The organism is Streptomyces sp. NPDC037083, assembly GCF_055606485.1.
The window spans coordinates 257,016-274,728 of sequence record NZ_JBVJSQ010000011.1; the positions used below are offsets into that span (position 1 = coordinate 257,016).

17 protein-coding genes are annotated in these 17,713 nt (G+C 71.9%); 12 read left to right on the forward strand and 5 right to left on the reverse strand.

The window, feature by feature from the left end; translation table 11 throughout:
* Window positions 1–104: 104 nt before the first annotated feature.
* The 4 genes from ACZ7DE_RS28055 (at window position 105) to ACZ7DE_RS28070 (ending at window position 5,088) form a co-directional block, all read left to right on the forward strand.
* Entirely contained in the window at window positions 105–608 is a 504-nt protein-coding gene (locus ACZ7DE_RS28055) for a MarR family winged helix-turn-helix transcriptional regulator (protein ID WP_470765881.1), read from the forward strand.
* 170 nt (window positions 609–778) lie between these two features.
* The gene (locus ACZ7DE_RS28060) at window positions 779–2,362 is read left to right on the forward strand and encodes an FMN-binding glutamate synthase family protein (RefSeq protein WP_470765883.1); all 1,584 of its coding nucleotides are present in this window, start codon (window positions 779–781) and stop codon (window positions 2,360–2,362) included.
* Between the two features lie 14 nt (window positions 2,363–2,376).
* The gene (locus ACZ7DE_RS28065; protein WP_470765885.1) at window positions 2,377–4,140 is read left to right on the forward strand and encodes a thiamine pyrophosphate-dependent enzyme; all 1,764 of its coding nucleotides are present in this window, start codon (window positions 2,377–2,379) and stop codon (window positions 4,138–4,140) included.
* 105 nt (window positions 4,141–4,245) lie between these two features.
* The gene (locus ACZ7DE_RS28070) at window positions 4,246–5,088 is read left to right on the forward strand and encodes an RNA polymerase sigma factor SigF (protein WP_470765887.1); all 843 of its coding nucleotides are present in this window, start codon (window positions 4,246–4,248) and stop codon (window positions 5,086–5,088) included.
* 252 nt (window positions 5,089–5,340) lie between these two features.
* Here ACZ7DE_RS28070 and ACZ7DE_RS28075 read toward each other — a convergent pair whose 3' ends face one another.
* A complete protein-coding gene (locus ACZ7DE_RS28075) occupies window positions 5,341–6,300 on the reverse strand; it encodes a YihY/virulence factor BrkB family protein (RefSeq protein WP_470765889.1) in 960 nt (319 codons plus the stop codon).
* 236 nt (window positions 6,301–6,536) lie between these two features.
* Between ACZ7DE_RS28075 and ACZ7DE_RS28080 the strand changes: the two genes are divergently transcribed.
* Window positions 6,537–6,707, forward strand: a complete 171-nt coding sequence (locus tag ACZ7DE_RS28080; protein ID WP_470765891.1) for a hydrophobic protein — start codon at window positions 6,537–6,539, stop codon at window positions 6,705–6,707.
* Window positions 6,708–6,990: 283 nt separating this feature from the next.
* Here ACZ7DE_RS28080 and ACZ7DE_RS28085 read toward each other — a convergent pair whose 3' ends face one another.
* Window positions 6,991–8,127 carry a phospholipase D-like domain-containing protein gene (locus tag ACZ7DE_RS28085; protein ID WP_470766078.1) on the reverse strand — a complete coding sequence of 379 codons (1,137 nt, stop codon included), beginning with the start codon at window positions 8,125–8,127 and terminating at the stop codon, window positions 6,991–6,993.
* A gap of 430 nt (window positions 8,128–8,557) precedes the next feature.
* On the opposite strand from ACZ7DE_RS28085, the gene ACZ7DE_RS28090 reads away from it, so the two are divergent.
* Window positions 8,558–9,298, forward strand: coding sequence for a TetR/AcrR family transcriptional regulator (locus tag ACZ7DE_RS28090; RefSeq protein ID WP_470765893.1), 741 nt, complete (start codon window positions 8,558–8,560; stop codon window positions 9,296–9,298).
* A 53-nt stretch (window positions 9,299–9,351) separates the two neighbouring features.
* On the opposite strand, the gene ACZ7DE_RS28095 is transcribed toward ACZ7DE_RS28090, so the two are convergent.
* Both ACZ7DE_RS28095 and ACZ7DE_RS28100 read right to left on the reverse strand, forming a co-directional pair.
* The gene (locus ACZ7DE_RS28095) at window positions 9,352–10,140 is read right to left on the reverse strand and encodes an LmeA family phospholipid-binding protein (RefSeq protein WP_470765895.1); all 789 of its coding nucleotides are present in this window, start codon (window positions 10,138–10,140) and stop codon (window positions 9,352–9,354) included.
* On the reverse strand, window positions 10,140–10,919 hold the full coding sequence (locus ACZ7DE_RS28100; RefSeq protein ID WP_470765897.1) for a TetR/AcrR family transcriptional regulator: 780 nt from the start codon (window positions 10,917–10,919) through the stop codon (window positions 10,140–10,142). The genes ACZ7DE_RS28095 and ACZ7DE_RS28100 overlap by 1 nt, the downstream gene beginning before the upstream one ends.
* A 219-nt stretch (window positions 10,920–11,138) precedes the next feature.
* Here ACZ7DE_RS28100 and ACZ7DE_RS28105 point away from each other — a divergent pair, with 219 nt between their 5' ends.
* The gene (locus ACZ7DE_RS28105; RefSeq protein WP_470765899.1) at window positions 11,139–12,782 is read left to right on the forward strand and encodes an MFS transporter; all 1,644 of its coding nucleotides are present in this window, start codon (window positions 11,139–11,141) and stop codon (window positions 12,780–12,782) included.
* Between the two features lie 125 nt (window positions 12,783–12,907).
* On the opposite strand, the gene ACZ7DE_RS28110 is transcribed toward ACZ7DE_RS28105, so the two are convergent.
* Window positions 12,908–13,438, reverse strand: a complete 531-nt coding sequence (locus tag ACZ7DE_RS28110; RefSeq protein WP_470765900.1) for a MarR family winged helix-turn-helix transcriptional regulator — start codon at window positions 13,436–13,438, stop codon at window positions 12,908–12,910.
* Between the two features lie 115 nt (window positions 13,439–13,553).
* On the opposite strand from ACZ7DE_RS28110, the gene ACZ7DE_RS28115 reads away from it, so the two are divergent.
* The 5 genes from ACZ7DE_RS28115 (at window position 13,554) to ACZ7DE_RS28135 (ending at window position 17,662) form a co-directional block, all read left to right on the forward strand.
* Window positions 13,554–14,069 carry a YceI family protein gene (locus ACZ7DE_RS28115; protein WP_470765902.1) on the forward strand — a complete coding sequence of 172 codons (516 nt, stop codon included), beginning with the start codon at window positions 13,554–13,556 and terminating at the stop codon, window positions 14,067–14,069.
* A gap of 411 nt (window positions 14,070–14,480) precedes the next feature.
* Entirely contained in the window at window positions 14,481–14,876 is a 396-nt protein-coding gene (locus ACZ7DE_RS28120) for a cell division protein SepF (RefSeq protein WP_470765904.1), read from the forward strand.
* 655 nt (window positions 14,877–15,531) lie between these two features.
* Complete coding sequence (locus ACZ7DE_RS28125; RefSeq protein WP_470766080.1) at window positions 15,532–16,650, forward strand: AAA family ATPase; 1,119 nt, start codon at window positions 15,532–15,534, stop codon at window positions 16,648–16,650.
* Window positions 16,647–16,976, forward strand: a complete 330-nt coding sequence (locus ACZ7DE_RS28130; RefSeq protein WP_470765906.1) for a nucleotide pyrophosphohydrolase — start codon at window positions 16,647–16,649, stop codon at window positions 16,974–16,976. Before ACZ7DE_RS28125 ends, ACZ7DE_RS28130 begins: the two co-directional genes overlap by 4 nt.
* Before the next feature lie 206 nt (window positions 16,977–17,182).
* A complete protein-coding gene (locus ACZ7DE_RS28135; RefSeq protein WP_470765908.1) occupies window positions 17,183–17,662 on the forward strand; it encodes a DUF6099 family protein in 480 nt (159 codons plus the stop codon).
* The last annotated feature ends 51 nt before the right edge of the window (window positions 17,663–17,713 follow it).

The window sequence follows — 17,713 nt, forward strand, 5'->3', positions numbered from 1 at the left end:
GGATGCTTCGAATTCGAAGCTTCGCGGCGATGAGAAGGACCCTAGCCTTGCTTCGAGTTCGAAGCAAGAGCTTCGAGTTCGAAGTAAATGGGTAGGGTGACGCCATGACCGAACACGAGCCCCGCTGGCTGGACGAGACCGAGATGCGCGCCTGGAACGGTTTCCTCACGACCGCGAGCCTGATCGCCCGCGTGGTCGAGGCCCAGCTCAGCGAGGCGGGCGGAGTCAGCCGGGTCCAGTACGAGATCCTCACCCGCATCCACGCGAGCCCGGGGCGGCGGCACCGCATGACCGAGCTGGCCGAGCGGATGGTCTTCTCGCGCAGCGGAATGACCTACCAGGTCGCCCAGTTGGAGAAGGCCGGACTGCTGCGCCGCGAGACCGACCCCGAGGACGAGCGCGGGGTGCTCGCGATCCTCACCGACAAGGGCCGCCAGGTCCTCGAATCCGCGGCCCCCGGCCACCTGGCCACGGTCCGGGAGGGCTTCGTGGACCTCCTCACCCCCGAGCAGCTCGCCCAGCTCGCCGACATCATGGACATCACCAGCGGCCACCTGCGCGCGACGGTCCCGGTCGCCCCGCCCCGCAGGGCCAAGGGCGCTTCCTAGGACGGGGCCTCTCCGCTCGTGGCCCCCCGGGTGCGGGTGCGGGTGCGGGTGAGGGGGAGGGGGCGAGGCGCCGGTTCGCGCGGCCGTGTGGCCGGGCCGTCGCTCGGCACTTTGACGTCTCTTGAGCGGGCCGAGGGCATGGAGTGCGGTCGCCGGGCAAGGTGCGTGGAGTGACACGCGTGGGAATCATCGTCCTGACCTGGGTCGCCGCCGTCGCCGCGGGCGTGGCCGCGGCCGGGGGCTCGCCCTACTGGCTGTTCGCCGCCCTCCCGCTCGCGCTCCTGGGCCTGCTGGGCGCCTGGGACCTGCTGCAGCGTCGGCACTCGGTGCTGCGCAACTATCCCGTCCTGGGGCACGCCCGCTTCCTCCTGGAGCGGATACGTCCGGAGCTCCAGCAGTACTTCATCGAGCGGAATTACGACGGGCGCCCCTTCGACCGGGACGTGCGCAGCATCGTGTACGAGCGTGCCAAGGGCACCGACGCGGAGGAGCCGTTCGGCACCGAACGGGACGTGTACCAGCCCGGGCACGAGTTCCTCGTTCCCTCCATGGCGCCCTGCCCGGTGCCGGAGACGCCGCCGCGGGTGCGCGTCGGCGGTCCGGACTGCGCCCGCCCCTACGACATGGCGCTGCTGAACGTGTCGGCGATGAGCTTCGGCTCGCTGTCGGCCAACGCGATCCTCGCGCTCAACGGGGGCGCCGCGGCCGGAGGCTTCGCCCACGACACCGGAGAGGGCGGCCTGTCGGAGTACCACCTGCGGCCGGGGGGCGACCTGGTCTGGGAGATCGGCACCGGCTACTTCGGCTGCCGCACCGCGGAAGGCGACTTCGACGCGGCCGAGTTCGCGGACAAGGCCGCGCACGAGCACGTCAAGTGCGTGTCCCTGAAACTGTCGCAGGGGGCCAAGCCCGGTATCGGCGGGGTGCTGCCGGGCGCCAAGGTCAACGCGGAGATCGCCCGGGTCCGGGAGGTGCCGGAAGGGCGGACGGTCGTCTCCCCGCCGTACCACCGGGTGTTCTCGACCCCGCGCGAACTCGTCCGCTTCATCGCCCGCATGCGGGAGCTGTCCGGCGGCAAACCCGCCGGCTTCAAGCTCTGCGTGGGGTCGCGCCGACAGTTCCTCGCCGTGTGCAAGGCCATGCTGGACGAGGGAACGACGCCCGACTTCATCGTGGTGGACGGAGCCGAGGGCGGGACCGGAGCGGCGCCGCTGGAGTTCGCGGACCACGTGGGCGCCCCGCTCACCGAGGGCCTGCTCACGGTGCACAACGCCCTCGTCGGCGCGGGGCTGCGCGATCGGGTCCGGATCGGGGCGAGCGGCAAGATCGCCACCGGCGCCGACCTGGTCAAACGCATGGTGCAGGGCGCCGACTACGGCAACGCCGCCCGGGCGATGATGTTCGCCGTCGGCTGCATCCAGGCGCAGCGGTGCCACACCAACACCTGCCCCACGGGCGTCACGACCCAGGACCCGCGCCGGGCCCGCGCCCTCGACGTGGGGGACAAGACACCGCGCGTCCGGCGCTACCAGGAGGCCACCGTGACCGGCGCGCTGCAGATCATGGCGTCCATGGGCGTCACCGACCCCGCGGAGCTGCGTCCGCACATGCTCCACCGGCGCATCGACCCCTGCACCGAACGTTCCTACGAGGAACTGTACGAGTGGCTTGAGCCGGGGCAGTTGCTCGCCGAGCCCCCGGCCTCGTGGGCGGCCGACTGGAAGGCCGCCGACCCCGACCGTTTCACCGTATGACCTGGAGGATCAAAGTGGCCCGTACTGTTGCCCGCGTCATCGTGGACGCGTTGAGCGAACTCGGCGTGCGCCAAGTGTTCGGCGTCGTGGGAGACGCGCTCAACCCCGTGACGGACGCCATCCGCACCACGGAGGGCCTCGACTGGGTGGGATGCCGGCACGAGGAGGCGGCGGCGTTCGCCGCGAGCGCCCAGTCACAGCTCACCGGGACCCTCGGCGTGTGCATGGGCACGGTCGGACCGGGGTCCGTCCACCTTCTCAACGGGCTGTACGACGCGGCCAAGAGCCACGCCCCGGTACTGGCGATCGCCGGACAGGTGCCGCTCGCCGAACTCGGCAGCGACTACTTCCAGGAGGTCGACAACGACGCGCTGTTCAGCGACGTGGCCGCCTTCCGGGCGACGGTCACCTCTCCCGACCAGCTCCCGCAGATGCTGGAGACGGCCGTGCGCACCGCACTGGGCCGCAAGGGCGTCGCCGTCCTCACCGTGCCCGGCGACCTGGGCGAACAGGAGCTGACCGCCGACCGGCCGGCCCGGTTCTCGCTGAACGCCCCGGTGAGCCGGCCGGACGAATCCGCCGTCCGTCGCGCCGCGGAACTCCTCGACCGCTCCGAACGCGTCACCCTGCTCGTGGGGGAAGGCGCCCGCGCCGCTCGCGAGGACGTCCTCACCCTCGCCGACCGCCTGGCCGCACCGATGGTGCTCACCCTCAAGGCCAAGGCGGGCTTCGAGGGCCCCGGCAATCCCTTCCAGGTCGGCCAGACGGGGCTGATCGGCAACCCCGCCGCCGCGGCGGCCTTCCAGGACGCGGACACCCTCCTGCTGCTCGGCACCGACTTCCCCTACCGGGACTGGTATCCCGAGGGCCGGACCGTCATCCAGGTGGACACGGAGGCCACCCACATCGGACGCCGGGTACCGGTCGACGTCGGCCTCGTGGGCGACGCGGGCGCCACCGTGCGCGACCTCCTGAGCCACCTCGCCGCCCCGCCCGCCGGGACCGAGGGGGCCCGCGACCGCTCACACCTCGAGAAGGCGCGCGCACGCTACGACCGATGGCGCGACGGTCAGGCCAGGCTCGCCGATCCCGCGCACGACAAGGGGATCGTGGGCCGGGTCCGCTCCGCGCTGGACAACCGTGCACACGACATCCGCCCCGAGGCGCTGGCCGCCGTCGTGGACCGCGTCGCGGCCGACGACGCCGTCTTCACCTCCGACACGGGCATGGCCACGGTGTGGCTCTCGCGTTTCGTCGAGATGCGCGGTGAGCGACGCCTTCTCGGCTCCTACAACCTCGGCTCCATGGCCAACGCGATGCCGCAGGCGCTGGGCGCACAGTGCCTGGATCGGGACCGCCAGGTGGTGGCCTTCTGCGGCGACGGCGGGCTGAGCATGCTTCTCGGCGACCTCATGACCCTGAAGACGTACCGCCTTCCCGTCAAGCTCGTCGTCTTCGACAACCGGCGGCTGGGCATGGTGAAACTCGAACAGGAGCAGGCCGGGCTGCCGGAGTTCGGCACCGTCCTCGACAATCCCGACTTCGCCGCCGTCGCCGAGGCCATGGGCATCACCGGCATTCGCGTGACCGACCCCGCCGAACTCGAGGACGGCGTGCGCCGGGCGTTCGGCACCGAGGGCCCGGTGCTGCTCGACGTCCTCACCAACCCCGAGGAGATCGCCGTCCCCGCGAAACCGACGGTCGAGCAGGGCTGGGGTTTCGCGGTCGCCAAGGTGAAGGAGGTCGTACAGAGCCACGGGGAGCCGGGCGCCCGCTGAGAACAATGCGAAAATTCGAGGAATGCCGGTCCGGGTCCGGGGTAGCCGCGTGCTTGTCGGACGATGGACCGGCGCAGACTAGACCGATCGACCGGGAGGCGCATCATGACGACGACCACCGTGCGGACCGCTCAGAAGACGGTGGGCGTTCCGGAGATCGCCGACCCGTCCAAGGTCGCTCCGAAGGACGCCCGCGAGCTGTCGAAGCTGTTCTTCGACCAGCTCGCGGTGGTGGAAGAGGGCACGCCCGAGCACCAGTACGCGCGCAACACGCTGATCGAGATGAACATGTCCCTCGTCCGCTACGCGGCCGGCCGGTTCCGCAGCCGCGGTCCGGAGGAGATGGAGGACATCGTCCAGGTCGGCATGATCGGCCTGATCAAGGCGATCGACCGCTTCGAACTGTCCCGCGAGGTGGAGTTCGCCACCTTCGCCGTCCCCTACATCGTCGGCGAGATCAAGCGCTTCTTCCGTGACACCTCCTGGGCCGTGCACGTGCCCCGGCGTCTGCAGGAGGCCCGCGTCCAACTGGCGCGCGCCAACGAGGAACTGCGCAGCCGACTGGGCCGGACGCCGACGGTCAAGGAACTGTCGGAGCTGATGAGCCTCCCGGAGGACGAGGTCGTCGAGGCCCAGCTGGCCTCGAACGGGTACAAGTCGGCTTCGCTGGACGCCGCGATCAGCGGCAGCGAGGACGGCGAGGCCGCTCTGGCCGACTTCATCGGCAACGAGGATGCGGCCCTCGGACTGGTCGAGGACTTCCACGCCCTCGCACCGATGATCGCCGAGCTGGACGAACGCGACCGCCAGATCATCCACTGGCGCTTCGTCGACGAACTCACCCAGGCCCAGATCGGCGAGCGCCTCGGCGTCTCGCAGATGCACGTCTCGCGTCTGATCACGCGCCTCCTGGCCCGGCTGCGCGAGGGCATGCTCAGCACCCGCTGACCCGTCCCGCGACCCGCCGAGGGCGACGGCGATCCCGGTCCCCGGTCCCCGGATCCTGAACACGCTGATCCTTGTACGGTGCCCCGTCGGCAGTTGGCCGACGGGGCACCGCGCTGTCTGTGGGGCATCACGCGCCCTGCCGCACACCGGAGCGGACCCTCGTCGGAGCGGTCGCTCGTCGGGGCGGACCCTCGTCGTCTCCGGACGAAGTGGCCCCCCCACGGCCTCCGGGGCGTCCGCTTCGTCCGGAGGTCACGGCCGGTCAGCCGCAGGTGAGGGAACATCGGCTGCCCCGGCCCGTTCCCCGGCCGCAGAAGCTCGTTCCCCGGCCGCGGAAGCCGGTTCCCCGTGCACGGGGGCTCGTTCCCGGTCCGCAGGCTTTGCCAGCTCCACGTTGAACTGGGCGCCGACCAGAAGAGCCAGGTTGGACAGCCACAGCCAGACCAGGAAGACCACGACGCCGGCCAGCGAACCGTACAGACGGTCGTAGGTGCTGACGTGTGAGGTGTAGAGGGCGAATCCGAGCGAGACGGCCAGCAGGAGTACCACCGCGAGGGCGCCGCCCGGCGCCATCCGTCCGACGGGACGGGAGGACGCCGGCCCCGACCGGTACAGAACGAGCACCAGGGCGACGGCGACTGCGGCCATGACCGGCCACCGCAGTGCGTCCCAGGCGGCCTGGGGCCCGGTGCCCATGCTCAGCGCGTGGCCCAGACGCCGGGCCAGGCTGCCGGTGAGCAGCAGCGCGAGCGTCGAGGTGAGGAGCAGGGCGACCAGGACGAGAGCCGTGGCGACGATGCGCGGAGCCGTACGCCAGACCGGCCGGTCCGCGTCGGTCCGGTGCATGGCGTGCAACGCCCGGCGGAAGACGCTCAGATAGCTGCACCCCGACCACAGGGCTCCCGTCCCTCCGACGAAGATCAACGTCCATGCCGTCGTCGACTGTTCGGCCATCTGCCGCAGGGTGCTGAGCAGCAGAGGCCGGGACGCGGCCGGGACGGCCTGCGCCAAGCGGTCGATGACCTCCGGCTTCGCGGTGGGCATGGCCAGGCCGAGGATCGAGAGGATCACCAGCAGCAACGGGAACAGCGCCAGAACCGCGTAGTAGGTCAGGGCGGCGGCCCAGTCCGTGATGTCGTCGTCCCAGACGGCCACCGGCGTCCGCCGCAGCGCCGCCCGCCACCGAACCGTGTGACCGTCTGCAGCGTCCATGGCGCCGATGCCCTCACTCTTCGTCCTCGAGCCCCCGCAAAGGGTCTTCCCGTAATCCGGCCGCACAGGCGTCTTCCGCGCTTCTCGGTGGAGAAGGCATGGTTACCGCTTGAAGGCGCCCTTTGTCTTTTCCCCGACCTCACGGGCATCCCCCGGAATTCCCTTCACAAACAGAGCAGTTTCGGTGAATGGCATCGGAATCGCAGGGCACACGAGGGTGCAGGAGGTTGATAAATATGGTTCCCCTGCTACTGGTTCTTCTTCTCGCACTGCTGCTCTTCGGCGCCGGATTCGCCGTCAAGATTCTCTGGTGGGTCGCCGTCATAGTCCTGGTGCTGTGGCTTCTCGGCTTCGTCATGCGTTCCACCAACGCAGGTGGCGGTCGGGGCCGTTGGTACCGATGGTGACCTGACCAGCACGCACGCCCTCGACACGGGGCCCGGCCGCCTTGGCGGCCGGGCCCCGTGCGCATGCCGGACGTGAAGACGGCCGAGCGCGCGAGAGCGTATATGAGGACGGGAATTGCCGTGCCGCCGTACGAGGGAATCCCGCACCTGCGAGGAGGAACCCGTGCCGCGCGAGGAGAAAGCCGAGCCGTATCAGGGGGAATCTCCTGTACCTCGGTGAAGCGCCAGGGACGCCAGGGGTGTCAGGAGAAAGTACCTTATTGCGCAGGAGTCGCCGGACGGCTCACAGGAAGCGCCGGATCGGGGTGACCGCGGCTTCCTTCGCGCGTTGCACCATGGCTCGCCGTCTCCATCGCGTCAGGTCGATTTCCGCACTGCGCTTCAGGTCGGCGTCGTAGTCCCGGTCGAGCGAGGCGGTGAACTCCTCGTCCAGGACGGCGAGCATCACCTCCTCGTCGTGGTCCATGGAGCGCCGGTTGAAGTTGGTCGACCCGATGAGGGAGGCGACCGAGTCCACGGTGATGATCTTGGCGTGCATCATGGTCGGCTGGTACTGACGGATGTGCACACCGGCCTGCAACAGGCGCGTGTAGTGGTGTTGGCCGGCGAGCTGGCAGGCGCGCTGGTCGGTGTGCGGGCCGGGCAGAAGGATCTCGACGCGCACGCCACGACGAGCGGTTTCGCACAGCAGGTCGATGAAGTAGGTGTCCGGAGCGAAGTAGGCGGTGGCCAGCCGGAAGCGCTCCTCGGCGGAGCTGAGCATGACCCGGACGAGGGTCTGCATGTCCTGCCAGCCGATGCTCGCCGAGCCGCGGACGACCTGCACCACCGACGAGCCGGCCTGCGGGTGCTCCGTGAACCGGTCGCGGTCGTCGAAGAGTTCCTGGTGGCACTCCGCCCAGTTCTGCGCGAACGCGGCGGCGATGCCGTCGACGGCCGGACCGCGCACCTGGACGTGGGTGTCTCTCCACTCGGCGGGGTTGCGCGCATCGCCGCACCATTCCTCCGCGATGCCGACGCCGCCGGTGAAGGCGGTGTGCTCGTCGACGATGAGGGCCTTGCGGTGGCAGCGGTGATTCTGCTTGAACGGCGACAGCCACGCGGGCTTGCGGAACCAGGCAACCTGAACGCCCGCGTCGCTCATGAGCTGCAGCAGACGTCCCTCGATCTCCTTGGCGCCGAACCCGTCGAGCAGCAGTCGCACGCGCACCCCCGCGCGGGCGCGGTCGGCCAGCGCCTCGGCGAAGTCGTGGGCGATCTGACCCCGCCAGTACACGAACGTCATCATGTCGATGGTGTGCCGAGCCGAACGGATCGCCCCGAGCATCGCCGGGAAGATCTCGTCGCCGTTGCGCAGGGGCACCAGGGCATTGCCTTCGGTGGCGGCGACGCCGATCAGCCGCTCCAGACGACGGCGCAGGCGCTGCTTGCGCGCCGCCGCGTCCGCGTCCGCGCCCGAGGCCGCATCCGCGCTCGCGTCCGCATCCGCGCTCGCGTCCGCGCCCGCTCCCGCGCCGGGCGCGCTGTCGTGCGTCTGGGGTGCAGGTATGCCGCTGAGTGTCACGCCGAATCTCCCACCGGGCCATGAGGACGGAACGCGGGCTGCTGGGGCGAGCCCGCACAACCACATTCCCGGCCGACGCCGCGGCACTCCAGCCGTCTTCCGGGACCGAACACGACGACGGGCCGCTCCCACGTCCCTGCCCCGGTGCGGAACACCGTCGAGCCACCGCGCGCCCGGCCGGCCGGCGGGAAGCCGGGGCGCTCCCTCGGCCTCCCGGGTCGCCCCGGCGCGGAAGATCCGCCACAATGGGCGCCCGTTCGTCCGTTCCGAACCACCGAGGTTTCCCGTGTCCCACTCCGTGGCCCGCGAGCCGCAGCGGCGCAATTCGCGGTCCAACCGGGCTCGCATCCTGGCCACGGCCCGGCAGGAGCTCGGCCGGAACCCGGACGTCACCCTGGAGGAGATCGCACGGGCCTCCGGAGTCGTACGGCGCACGCTCTTCGGTCACTTTCCCGGGCGGGCGGCGTTGCTGGAGGCGCTCGCCGAGGAGGCGTCCGAGGTGCTGCGGGGCGTGCTGGAGGTCGCCGTACGGCCCGACGAGCCGGCCGAGCGGGCGCTCGCGCACTTCGTGTACTCGATCTGGCCGGTGGGCGACCGCTACCGCATGCTCCTCGCGCTGGCCCAGCGCGACCTGGGCCTCGACCGGGTGGCCGGCATCCTCGCCCCCGCCCGTCACGAGGCCACGGCCATCCTGGCGCGAGGGCAGCGGGACGGCGTCTTCCACACGCAGCTGCCTCCCGCAGTGCTGAGCGCCGGCCTGGAGGGGATGCACATCGCGCTGCTGGAGGAGGTCAACTCCGGCGCGCTGGAGGACGACGGAACGCGCACCGCCGTCGCCACGCTCGTCGCGGCGGGCGTACCGCAGGACCGGGCTCGGCGCGTCGTCGACGACGTCGTGACCGCGGCGGCCGCGACCGCGAAAACACCGGCAGCGGAGGCAGTGAACGCAGTGGAGAAAGCGGAAGCGGACGCTGCCACGTCCGACGCCGCGACGAACCCTACGGAACCGGGACGCCCCGGATCCTGAGCCGTACTGGAGCTTGGGGCCTCCCGGACTCGAGATCCGCCGCGATCGCGGCCTCAGGTGTTGCGGGGCGACGACTCGTCGTCGGGGCGGAAGGTGACGGACGTGCCCGTGAAGCGGGCGTCGAGGCCGGTCGCGGTGGTGGTGACGGAACGCAGGTGCAGGCCTTCGGGGATGCTGCGCAGCTGGATCGGCTGCGCGAAGACCCGGTTCAGCAGCGCTTCCCCGGCGCCGGGCAGGGTGCTGCCGCCGACCTGGAGGTCGCGGAACGCGATGCGGTTGCCGGACACCACCGAGACCGTCGTCGTGACCGTGACCCGCCCGCCCCCGAGGGGCAGCCGGATGGCCGCGCTCACGCGGGACGGGCCGTTGCCCCTGGACACCTCCAGTCCGAGGGCCTCGGACACGTCCGGGTAGGACAGCCGGGCGGTCGCCTCGGCCGAGCGTGCCCGGGCCGCGCCGTCGTCGTCGGACTCGGTCAGTCCCTCCATCCGTAGGTCGAGTTCGGACACGGGCAGCGGCCGGGCCGTCCCGTCGGCGGGGATGTCGTGGGCGGTGACGTCCACTCGCCGCAGGGTGCCGGAGGCCACCTGGGCCAGAACGGGGAAGTCGCGCACGTGGACGTCCGGCTCCCCGGGGGTGTCCATGCCCTCCTGGAACGCCTTCGCGGTACGGGACTCCACACGCGCCGTCACGAGCCGGTCCACCGTGACGGGGACGAGGATCAGCGCCGCCAGGACGGCCAGGGCGACGGTGGCGGCGGCCGGTCGGCGTCGGCGTCGGCCGCGGGGCGGCCCGGAGGCACCGGGCGCGTCGGTCTCGTATGCGTACTGGTCGGGGTGCATCAACTCTCCTTCACGGAAGGTGGCGCCGTCCTGTCCGTCGTGCGCACGCGGCGGACCGTCGAGGTCGCGGTGTCGCTGTCGACGCCCGCGGCGATCAGGGCGGAGACGGCGGCGTGGGTGCCGTCGTCGGCCCAGCCGCCGGTGTTCACGGCGGCGAGGAGGGCCAGCAGGTGGGCCTCGATGGCCCGGCTGAGCGGGCCGGGCGGGACGGCGGTCTGGAAGACGCCCTGGCGTCTGCCGTGGACGAGGATCCCTATCACCGTGTCCCGGGCGGGGGCGAGAAGCTCACTGGCCCGAGCGGCCCCGAGGTTCTGGCGGGCCAGACCGACGAGCGTGCGGTAGCGGTCGCCGACCGGCCACAGGGTGAGAACGAAGCGTGCCAGGGCACTCGTCGCGTCGGGCACCGTCACGGACGGTCCGTCATGTTCGGCTGCACCGGGAGGAGTTGGGGCCTTGTCGGATCTCGAAACCGGTTCGGCTGCCGAGTTCCGTTCAGGAGTCGATGCCCGGTCGGCGGCCGGAGTCCCGGCGGCGGCGACCGCCGTGCGTATCGCCTCCGCCGCGTCGGCGGCCAGGCCCTCGATGAGCGCGGAACGGCCGGCGAAGTGGACGTAGACCGTACGACGGCACACGCCCGCGGCCTCGGCGATCGCGGCGAGGCCGCTGTCGGGGTCGCGGCCCAGTTCGCGCAGGGCCGCGTCCAGGATGCGGGCGCGGGTGGCGCGTGAGGCGGCTCCGGCCCGGCGCTGCGGGACGGGCGGGGCCGAGCGGCCGGTCAATTCGCCTCCTCGGGGGCCGGCGGGGCTTGTGGGGCTTGCGGGGCATGCCGGCGGCTTGCCGAGTCTTGCGAGGGCGCGGCGCCGGGGAACTGGAGCCGCGGGGCAGCCGGAGTCGTCTGCCCGGGCACTCACCGGCGATATTTGCACACCATTGGGCAATAAACTAGTCTGCACATCCATGGGCAATTAATTCGTTTCCCCGGGAGCCAGGAGCCCTTCATGCCTTTCCTTGCCAAGACACCCGTCGAGAAGATGACGGAGCCGTACGCCAGGCGCTGGTGGGCACTGCTCGTGCTCTGCCTGAGCCTGCTGATCGTGGTGATGGCGAACACGTCGCTGATCGTGGCCGCGCCGGACATGACCATCGACCTGGGCCTGAGCAGCAGTGACCTGCAGTGGGTGATCGACGGCTACACGGTCCCCTACGCCGCGCTGATGCTGGTGCTGGGCTCGATCGGCGACAAGTACAGCCGTCGCGGAGCGCTCGTCACCGGTCTGGTGGTCTTCGCCGCGGGCTCGGTCATGGGCAGCCTGGTGGACGAGACCAGCCTGGTCATCACGGCTCGCGCGATCATGGGCGTCGGCGCCGCGGTCGTCATGCCGGCCACGCTGTCCCTGCTGGTGGCGGTCTTCCCGCGGCGGGAGCGGGCCAAGGCCATCACGGCCTGGACGGCCACGTCGGGCCTCGCCATCGCCGTCGGGCCGCTGGTCGCCGGCTGGCTGCTGGAGGACCACGCCTGGGGTTCGACCTTCCTGATCAACGTCCCGATCGCCGTCCTCGCCGTCGTCGGCGCGCTCGCCCTGGTCCCGCCGTCCAAGGCGGCCGGCATGGGCCGCATCGACTACGTCGGCGGTCTGCTGTCGATCGTCTCCGTCGGCTCGCTGGTCTACGCGACGATCGAGGGACCGCACTTCGGCTGGGGCGCCGGTCCGATCGCCGCCGCCGTCGTCGCAGGCGTCGGCCTGGTGGCCTTCGTGGCCTGGGAGCTGCGGCACCCGCACCCCATGCTGGACGTGCGCAAGTTCCGGCTGCGGCCCTTCAGCGGTTCGATGCTCGCCGTGCTGTTCTTCTTCTTCGGCACCTTCGGCGCGCTCTACTACGCCACGCAGTTCCTGCAGTTCGTGCTCGGCTACAACGCGCTGGAAACCGGTGTCCGGCTGCTGCCGCTGGCCGGGGCCGTCTTCGTCGGCGCCGCGGTGACCGGGCGGCTGACCCCGAAGCTGGGCGTGAAGGCGATGGTCGTGGCCGGCATGGCGATCGGCACCGCGGGCGTCCTGCTGCTCACTCGGATCGAGACCGGCTCCACGTACCCGGACTTCCTCGCCCCCTTGATGATGCTGGGCTTCGCCATCGGCCTGAGCGTGTCCCCGGCCACCGACACGATCATGGGCTCCTTTCCGGAGGACGAGCTGGGCGTCGGCGGCGGCGCCAACGACACCGCGCTGGAGCTGGGCGGCTCGCTCGGCATCGCGATCCTCGGCTCGCTCCTCGGCACCGCGTACCGCGACGAGTTGACCGACCTGGTCGGCAACAGGCTTCCGGCCGCGGCGCTGGACACCGCCAAGGACTCGGTGGGCGGCGGCCTGGCGGTCGCCGAGCAGGTCGCGAAGAGCCCCGACGGCGGGGTGCAGCAGGCGCAGGCCCTCGTCGAGGCCGTCCACGAGGCGTTCGCCCAGGGTGTCGCCCGGACCAGCCTGGTCGGCGGGATCATCATGGCCGCCGGCACCCTGATCGTCCTTGCGGTCCTGCCCGGTCGCAAGGCCGCCGCGGCGGCGGAGTCACGGCAGACGGAGGCACGGCAGACGGAGGCCACGGCCACGAGGACCGAGGACGACGCCGAGGCGTACACCGACGCCCGGTAGGGCGACCAGGCGTACACCGACACCCGGCAGGCCCAGGCGTACACCCGTACCCGGTAGGGCGACCGCGATGTGCGACCCGCGGCCGCCTTACCGGGTACGGCCCTGCCCGCAGCCCTGAAGGGAGTTCACGCCCCCGCGGCCGATTCCGGCTCCGCCTGCGTTCGCACCGCCGCCTCCGGCAGCAGCCCGCTCAGTGCGGCGCACTGCTCGGGTCCCATGACCTGGTCCAGCGCCTCGGTGACGGTCTCGGCGAGCGTCGCGGAGGCCTCCCGCAGCAGACGGCGGGCCTTGTCGGTGAGGGCCACCTCGACGCCGCGCTTGTCGCCGCAGACCGTCTTGCGGGTGACGAGACCGGCGTGCTGGAGGCAGGCCACCTGATAGGTCAGACGGGTCTTGGGGCGGCCCAGCAGTTCCGCGACGCGGGTCATGCGCAGGCCCTCGCGGGGCTGTTCGGCGAGCAGGCACAGCACCAGGAACTCGTCGTGCGAGACGTCCAGCCGATCCTTGACCACCGACCGCAGTCGCTGTTCGACCGCCCCCGTCGCGGCGAGCAGCAGCATCCAGCCGCGCAGCTCGGGCGGCAGCAGGCCGGTTCCGGCGCCCTGCGCGGACGGACAGGGGGGCAGGTCGGCGGGGGTTTCAGCGGGGTCTGCCATAGCTTCGAGTGTATCCGTAGTCCAAATTTGCATCACTTTGTTGTTCAGAATTGGATTACCCGCTAGCGTGGTCGCGTCGGCATCATCCAAATTTGGACCATCGAGGAGGACGGCCATGACCGTCGCCGTGCAGACCGGACTGTGGCAACTCGACGCGGGCGGCTCGACCGTCGCCCTGAAGCACAGGACGATGTGGAACCTGGTCACCGTCAAGGGCGTCTTCGCCGCCGTGAGCGGTGCAGGGGAGGTCGGTCCGGACGGAACCGCCACCGGCGTCCTGACCCTGGACGTGGCCTCCCTCGACACCAAGAACGCCAAGCGCGACGCGCATCTGCGGGGCGCGGACTTCTTCGACGCCGACCACCACCCCGAGATCACCTTCGTCGTGCGCACCGCCGAACTCGCCGCCGACAAGACCGTGAAGGTGTCCGGTCAGCTGACCGTGCGCGGCATCAGCCGGCCGGAGTCGTTCACCGCGCAGCTCACCCGGGCGGACTCCGACGCGCTCACCCTGGACGCCGAATTCACCGTGGACCGGAGTGAGTTCGGACTGGGCTGGAACCAACTGGGCATGATCCGCGGCCTGACCACCGTCACCGCCACGCTCCTCTTCACGCGCGGCGCGGCCTGACCACCGGCGCCGCCCCGCACAGCCCCGCTCCGCTTCCCGCGCAGCACAGTGACGTCCCGCCGGACCGGCCGGGGTCGGGGGCTTCGGCGCTCTCCCGCCCGGCCGCCCCGCCGCGCGCCTTCCCCGCCCCGGCGGACCCGGACCGGGGCGACCCGCCGGAACGCGGTCACCACCCGCCCCGGCTTTCGGCCGGGTGCGACCGGCGGCGCGCCTTGGCCCGTACACGGTTTCGCGACGCCATCAGGGCTGGTGGACACGGTGCACGCGGAGGTGTGGCTCCCGTGCGCCGGGGGCGGGAAACCGCCGCCCGGCGAGCCCGTGCGGTGGCGGACCGTGTCGCTGTTGGGCCGAACGGGTGACTTGGCGTAAGAATTGGCTGGTGCACGCATTGAAGGCGAGTCAGTTCGGGGGATGCCGGTGAACCGTTACGACGTCACCGATGAACAGTGGGAAGGGCTCGCTCAGGTCGTTCCGTTGCGCGGCCGGGACGCGTGGCCGTCGGCGGTGGACCACCGCTCGCTCCCTGACGCCGAGACGGAGACCAGGCGCCGCTTCGTCGTGTTGCGGGTCAACGTCTTCGCGGACGCCCGCGAGGTCGCCGAGACGCTGATGGCGGGCATTCCGGTGCTGCTCGACCTGACGGGCGCGGAGACCGACACCGCCAAGCGCGTCCTGGACTTCTCCACCGGGGTCGTCTTCGGTCTGGCCAGCGGCATGCACCGCGTGGACCGCAACGTCTTCCTCCTCACCCCGCCGGGCACCGAGGTGAGCGGGATCATGGAAGCGGCCGGCACGCCCGGGCTCTGAGACGCGGGCGGGCGACCGCTTCGAGGGACCGCGGCCGGGCGGGCTTCGCTCCGTGCGAGCGCCCGTCCCGCCCGCGGTGGCGGTCCCGGTCGCCCGATCGTAGGAAGCTTGCCGGGGCGGAACGGTTCGCCTGGCAGCGGAGTCCTACCGTCCGGACATGCCCTCCACCTCCTCGCCCTCCCCTTCGCCCTCCTCCTCGGCCTTACCCCCTTCCGCGCTCGGCGGTCCGCCCCTCGGGCAAACCCCGTCCACCGTTCCCCCGCAGGCGCCGTCCGCCGAGGACCATCGGGCCCCGTCCGGCGGCGCGATCCCCGCGGCGACACCCGGCAGCGCACCGGCCTCGCGGTCGCCGCGATGCGCCCTGTGCGGGGCGGACCCCGGCCCGTTGCCGGGGCCCGAGCCGCACGCGCAGGCGACGCGCGCCCCCTCACCAGGCCCTTCGCGCCGGGGAACCGCGCAGGTGCGGCCCTCCCCGGCCGTCCCTCCCACGCCCCTCTCCGGCTCCGGGCCGTTCCCCGGCCCCACGGGCTCGTCCCGCCCTGCGTCCGACGCGGCTCCGCACGGGGAGCCCTCGCCCGCGTTCCCGGCTCAGGCCCCGCCCGTGGGCGAGCAGTCGTCCCCCTCCGGGAAGGGCCCCCGCAGCGAGTCCGTTCCGGTGCGGTACGTGCGGCCCTGTGTCACCGAGTTGCGGCTCTCGGCGTTCGCGGGGCACCGGCGGGCGCGCTTCTCGCTGGGCGCCGTGACCCTGTTCGTCGGGGCCAGCGGGAGCGGCAAGAGCAGTGCGCTGCGCGCGTACGAGGCGCTGGCGCGGCTCGGCGGCGGGGCCCGGCTGGGCGAGGTGTTCCCCGATCCGGTCGCGTGTGTGCCGCAGGGGGCGCGGCCGGACGCCCAGCACCGCCGGGGATTCCGCATCGGGTGCACGGCCGACGGGCCCGGCGGGCCGGTCCGGCTCGACGTCGCCGTGCAGGCCGAACCCGAACTGCGCATCGTGGGGGAGCGGCTGAGCGCGGGAGGAGTCGTCCTGCTGGAGACCGCCCTGCGCGATCCCGGGCGCCGCACGGTGCAGGCCGCCTGGCACACCGGCGGACCCGCGCCGATGACGCGGGCCCCCCTGCCCGACGACCGGCTCGGCACCGCGCTGCTGCCGCTGCGCGTGGCCGGCAAGACCGACGGACAGCGGCAGGTGCTGGCCGCCGCCGAACAGATGGTGGTCGCGCTCCGGTCGGTGTTTGCCTGCGATCCACAGCCCGACTGGATGGGCGCCCCCGTGCCCACCGGCTCCGGCCGGCTGCTCGCCGGCTGCGACAACCTCGCCGACGTGCTCTGGCGCACCCGCGAGGAGTGCGGTCGCCGACATGCGCACCTGGTGGCCGCGCTGTCCGCCGGCTCCAGCGGGCCGGTCGTCGATCTGCGCGCCGAGCCGCTGCCCGACGGCACGGTCCGCGCGGTGCTGGACCGCGCCGACGGCGGACGGACGGAACTCGCCAGGCTGGGATACGGCGAGCTGCGCTACGTCGCCCTCGCACTGGTGCTGCTCACCGGGCCCGGCGTCCTCGACGTGGACCCGGCCGGCGAGGTGCCTGCCGCCATGCAGACCCTGACCCTGCTCGCCGACGGCCTGGACCGCGGCCTCGACGCACGGCAGCGCGCCGAACTCCTGCGGCTGGCCGTGCGGATGGCCGAGCGCGGCCACATCCGCTGCGTCGGCGCGGTCAGCGACGGAACCTGGGCCGCCTGGACCGAGGGGGTGACGGTGGTACACCTGGGTCCGTGACAGAACAACACCTCGACGTGGCGAAGCTGCAGCGCAGACTGGCCGAGTTCGCGGCCGCGCGGAACTGGCAGCCCTTCCACACCCCCAAGAACCTCGTCTCCGCGCTCAGCGTGGAGGCGTCCGAACTGGTCGAGATCTTCCAGTGGTTGACGCCGGAGGAGTCGGCGCGCGTGATGGACGACCCGGACACCGCCCACCGGGTGACGGACGAGGTCGCCGATGTGCTCGCCTATCTGCTGCAACTGTGCGAGGTGCTGGGCATCGACCCGTTGACGGCGCTGGACGCGAAGATCGACCGCAACGAACGCAGGTTCCCGGCACCGTAGCGTGCCGGGCGCGCGGCCGAGCGCCGAACGGGAGTCGCGCGATCCGCTTTCACTCTCCGCAGTCGAAAGGCGGACCGAAATCGATTTGTTGTCCACAGATTTCGGTCTTCCTCTGGCTTTTCGCCCCGCGGACCCTCACTCTGGGTAGTGAACAGGCATGTTCGGGCGGACGTGCTGGCAGCACGTCGGGACAGACGGGGGCGGCCATGGACGCGGTGCGGCTCATCCTGACCAGCAGGCGCGCGCTCGCGGGCAGCGGCGAACGGGCGGAGATCCTCACGGAGGTCTGGCAGGCGCAGGCCCTGGCGCAGGCGATCGGCAGCCGCCTCGCCGTCTCGGGCCCGCCCGAACTGCGGGGCGAGGCGCTGGGACTGACGGAACTGGCGGGCAGAGGCTGCGGTGTGCTGGGCTCGCCGGACCTCGATCCGGGGGATCTCCTGGCCGCCCGGCTCACCGCGCTGGACGACGCCCGCCAGGCCCTGCTCGACCTGGGCGGCCTGCTCGGCGAGGTGGGCATCGCCCTGGTCGGCCTGGCGAGCTCGGTGGACGACCAGGGCACGTACTGGCAGTGCATGGAGGCCATCGACGCGGCGGACGAGTCCAGGGACCGGGTCCTGGAGATGCTGCGCAAACTGGCGGCGAGAGAGGAACGGGAGGAGAGAGAAGGGGCCCTGCCGGAGAGATGAGAGGCCGGCGAGCCAGGAGCGGTGAGGACTCCCGCCGGGAGGCTCGCCCCG

What these genes read in the sequence shown, in the direction of transcription:
- ACZ7DE_RS28120 (WP_470765904.1), top strand. Translation starts at nt 14,481, where the DNA reads ATGCCGGTGAACCGTTACGACGTCACCGATGAACAGTGGGAAGGGCTC.
- ACZ7DE_RS28070 (WP_470765887.1), top strand. Translation starts at nt 4,246, where the DNA reads ATGACGACGACCACCGTGCGGACCGCTCAGAAGACGGTGGGCGTTCCG.
- ACZ7DE_RS28105 (WP_470765899.1), top strand. Translation starts at nt 11,139, where the DNA reads ATGCCTTTCCTTGCCAAGACACCCGTCGAGAAGATGACGGAGCCGTAC.
- ACZ7DE_RS28110 (WP_470765900.1), bottom strand. Translation starts at nt 13,438, where the DNA reads ATGGCAGACCCCGCTGAAACCCCCGCCGACCTGCCCCCCTGTCCGTCC.
- ACZ7DE_RS28115 (WP_470765902.1), top strand. Translation starts at nt 13,554, where the DNA reads ATGACCGTCGCCGTGCAGACCGGACTGTGGCAACTCGACGCGGGCGGC.
- ACZ7DE_RS28135 (WP_470765908.1), top strand. Translation starts at nt 17,183, where the DNA reads ATGGACGCGGTGCGGCTCATCCTGACCAGCAGGCGCGCGCTCGCGGGC.
- ACZ7DE_RS28055 (WP_470765881.1), top strand. Translation starts at nt 105, where the DNA reads ATGACCGAACACGAGCCCCGCTGGCTGGACGAGACCGAGATGCGCGCC.
- ACZ7DE_RS28080 (WP_470765891.1), top strand. Translation starts at nt 6,537, where the DNA reads ATGGTTCCCCTGCTACTGGTTCTTCTTCTCGCACTGCTGCTCTTCGGC.
- ACZ7DE_RS28075 (WP_470765889.1), bottom strand. Translation starts at nt 6,300, where the DNA reads ATGGACGCTGCAGACGGTCACACGGTTCGGTGGCGGGCGGCGCTGCGG.
- ACZ7DE_RS28095 (WP_470765895.1), bottom strand. Translation starts at nt 10,140, where the DNA reads ATGCACCCCGACCAGTACGCATACGAGACCGACGCGCCCGGTGCCTCC.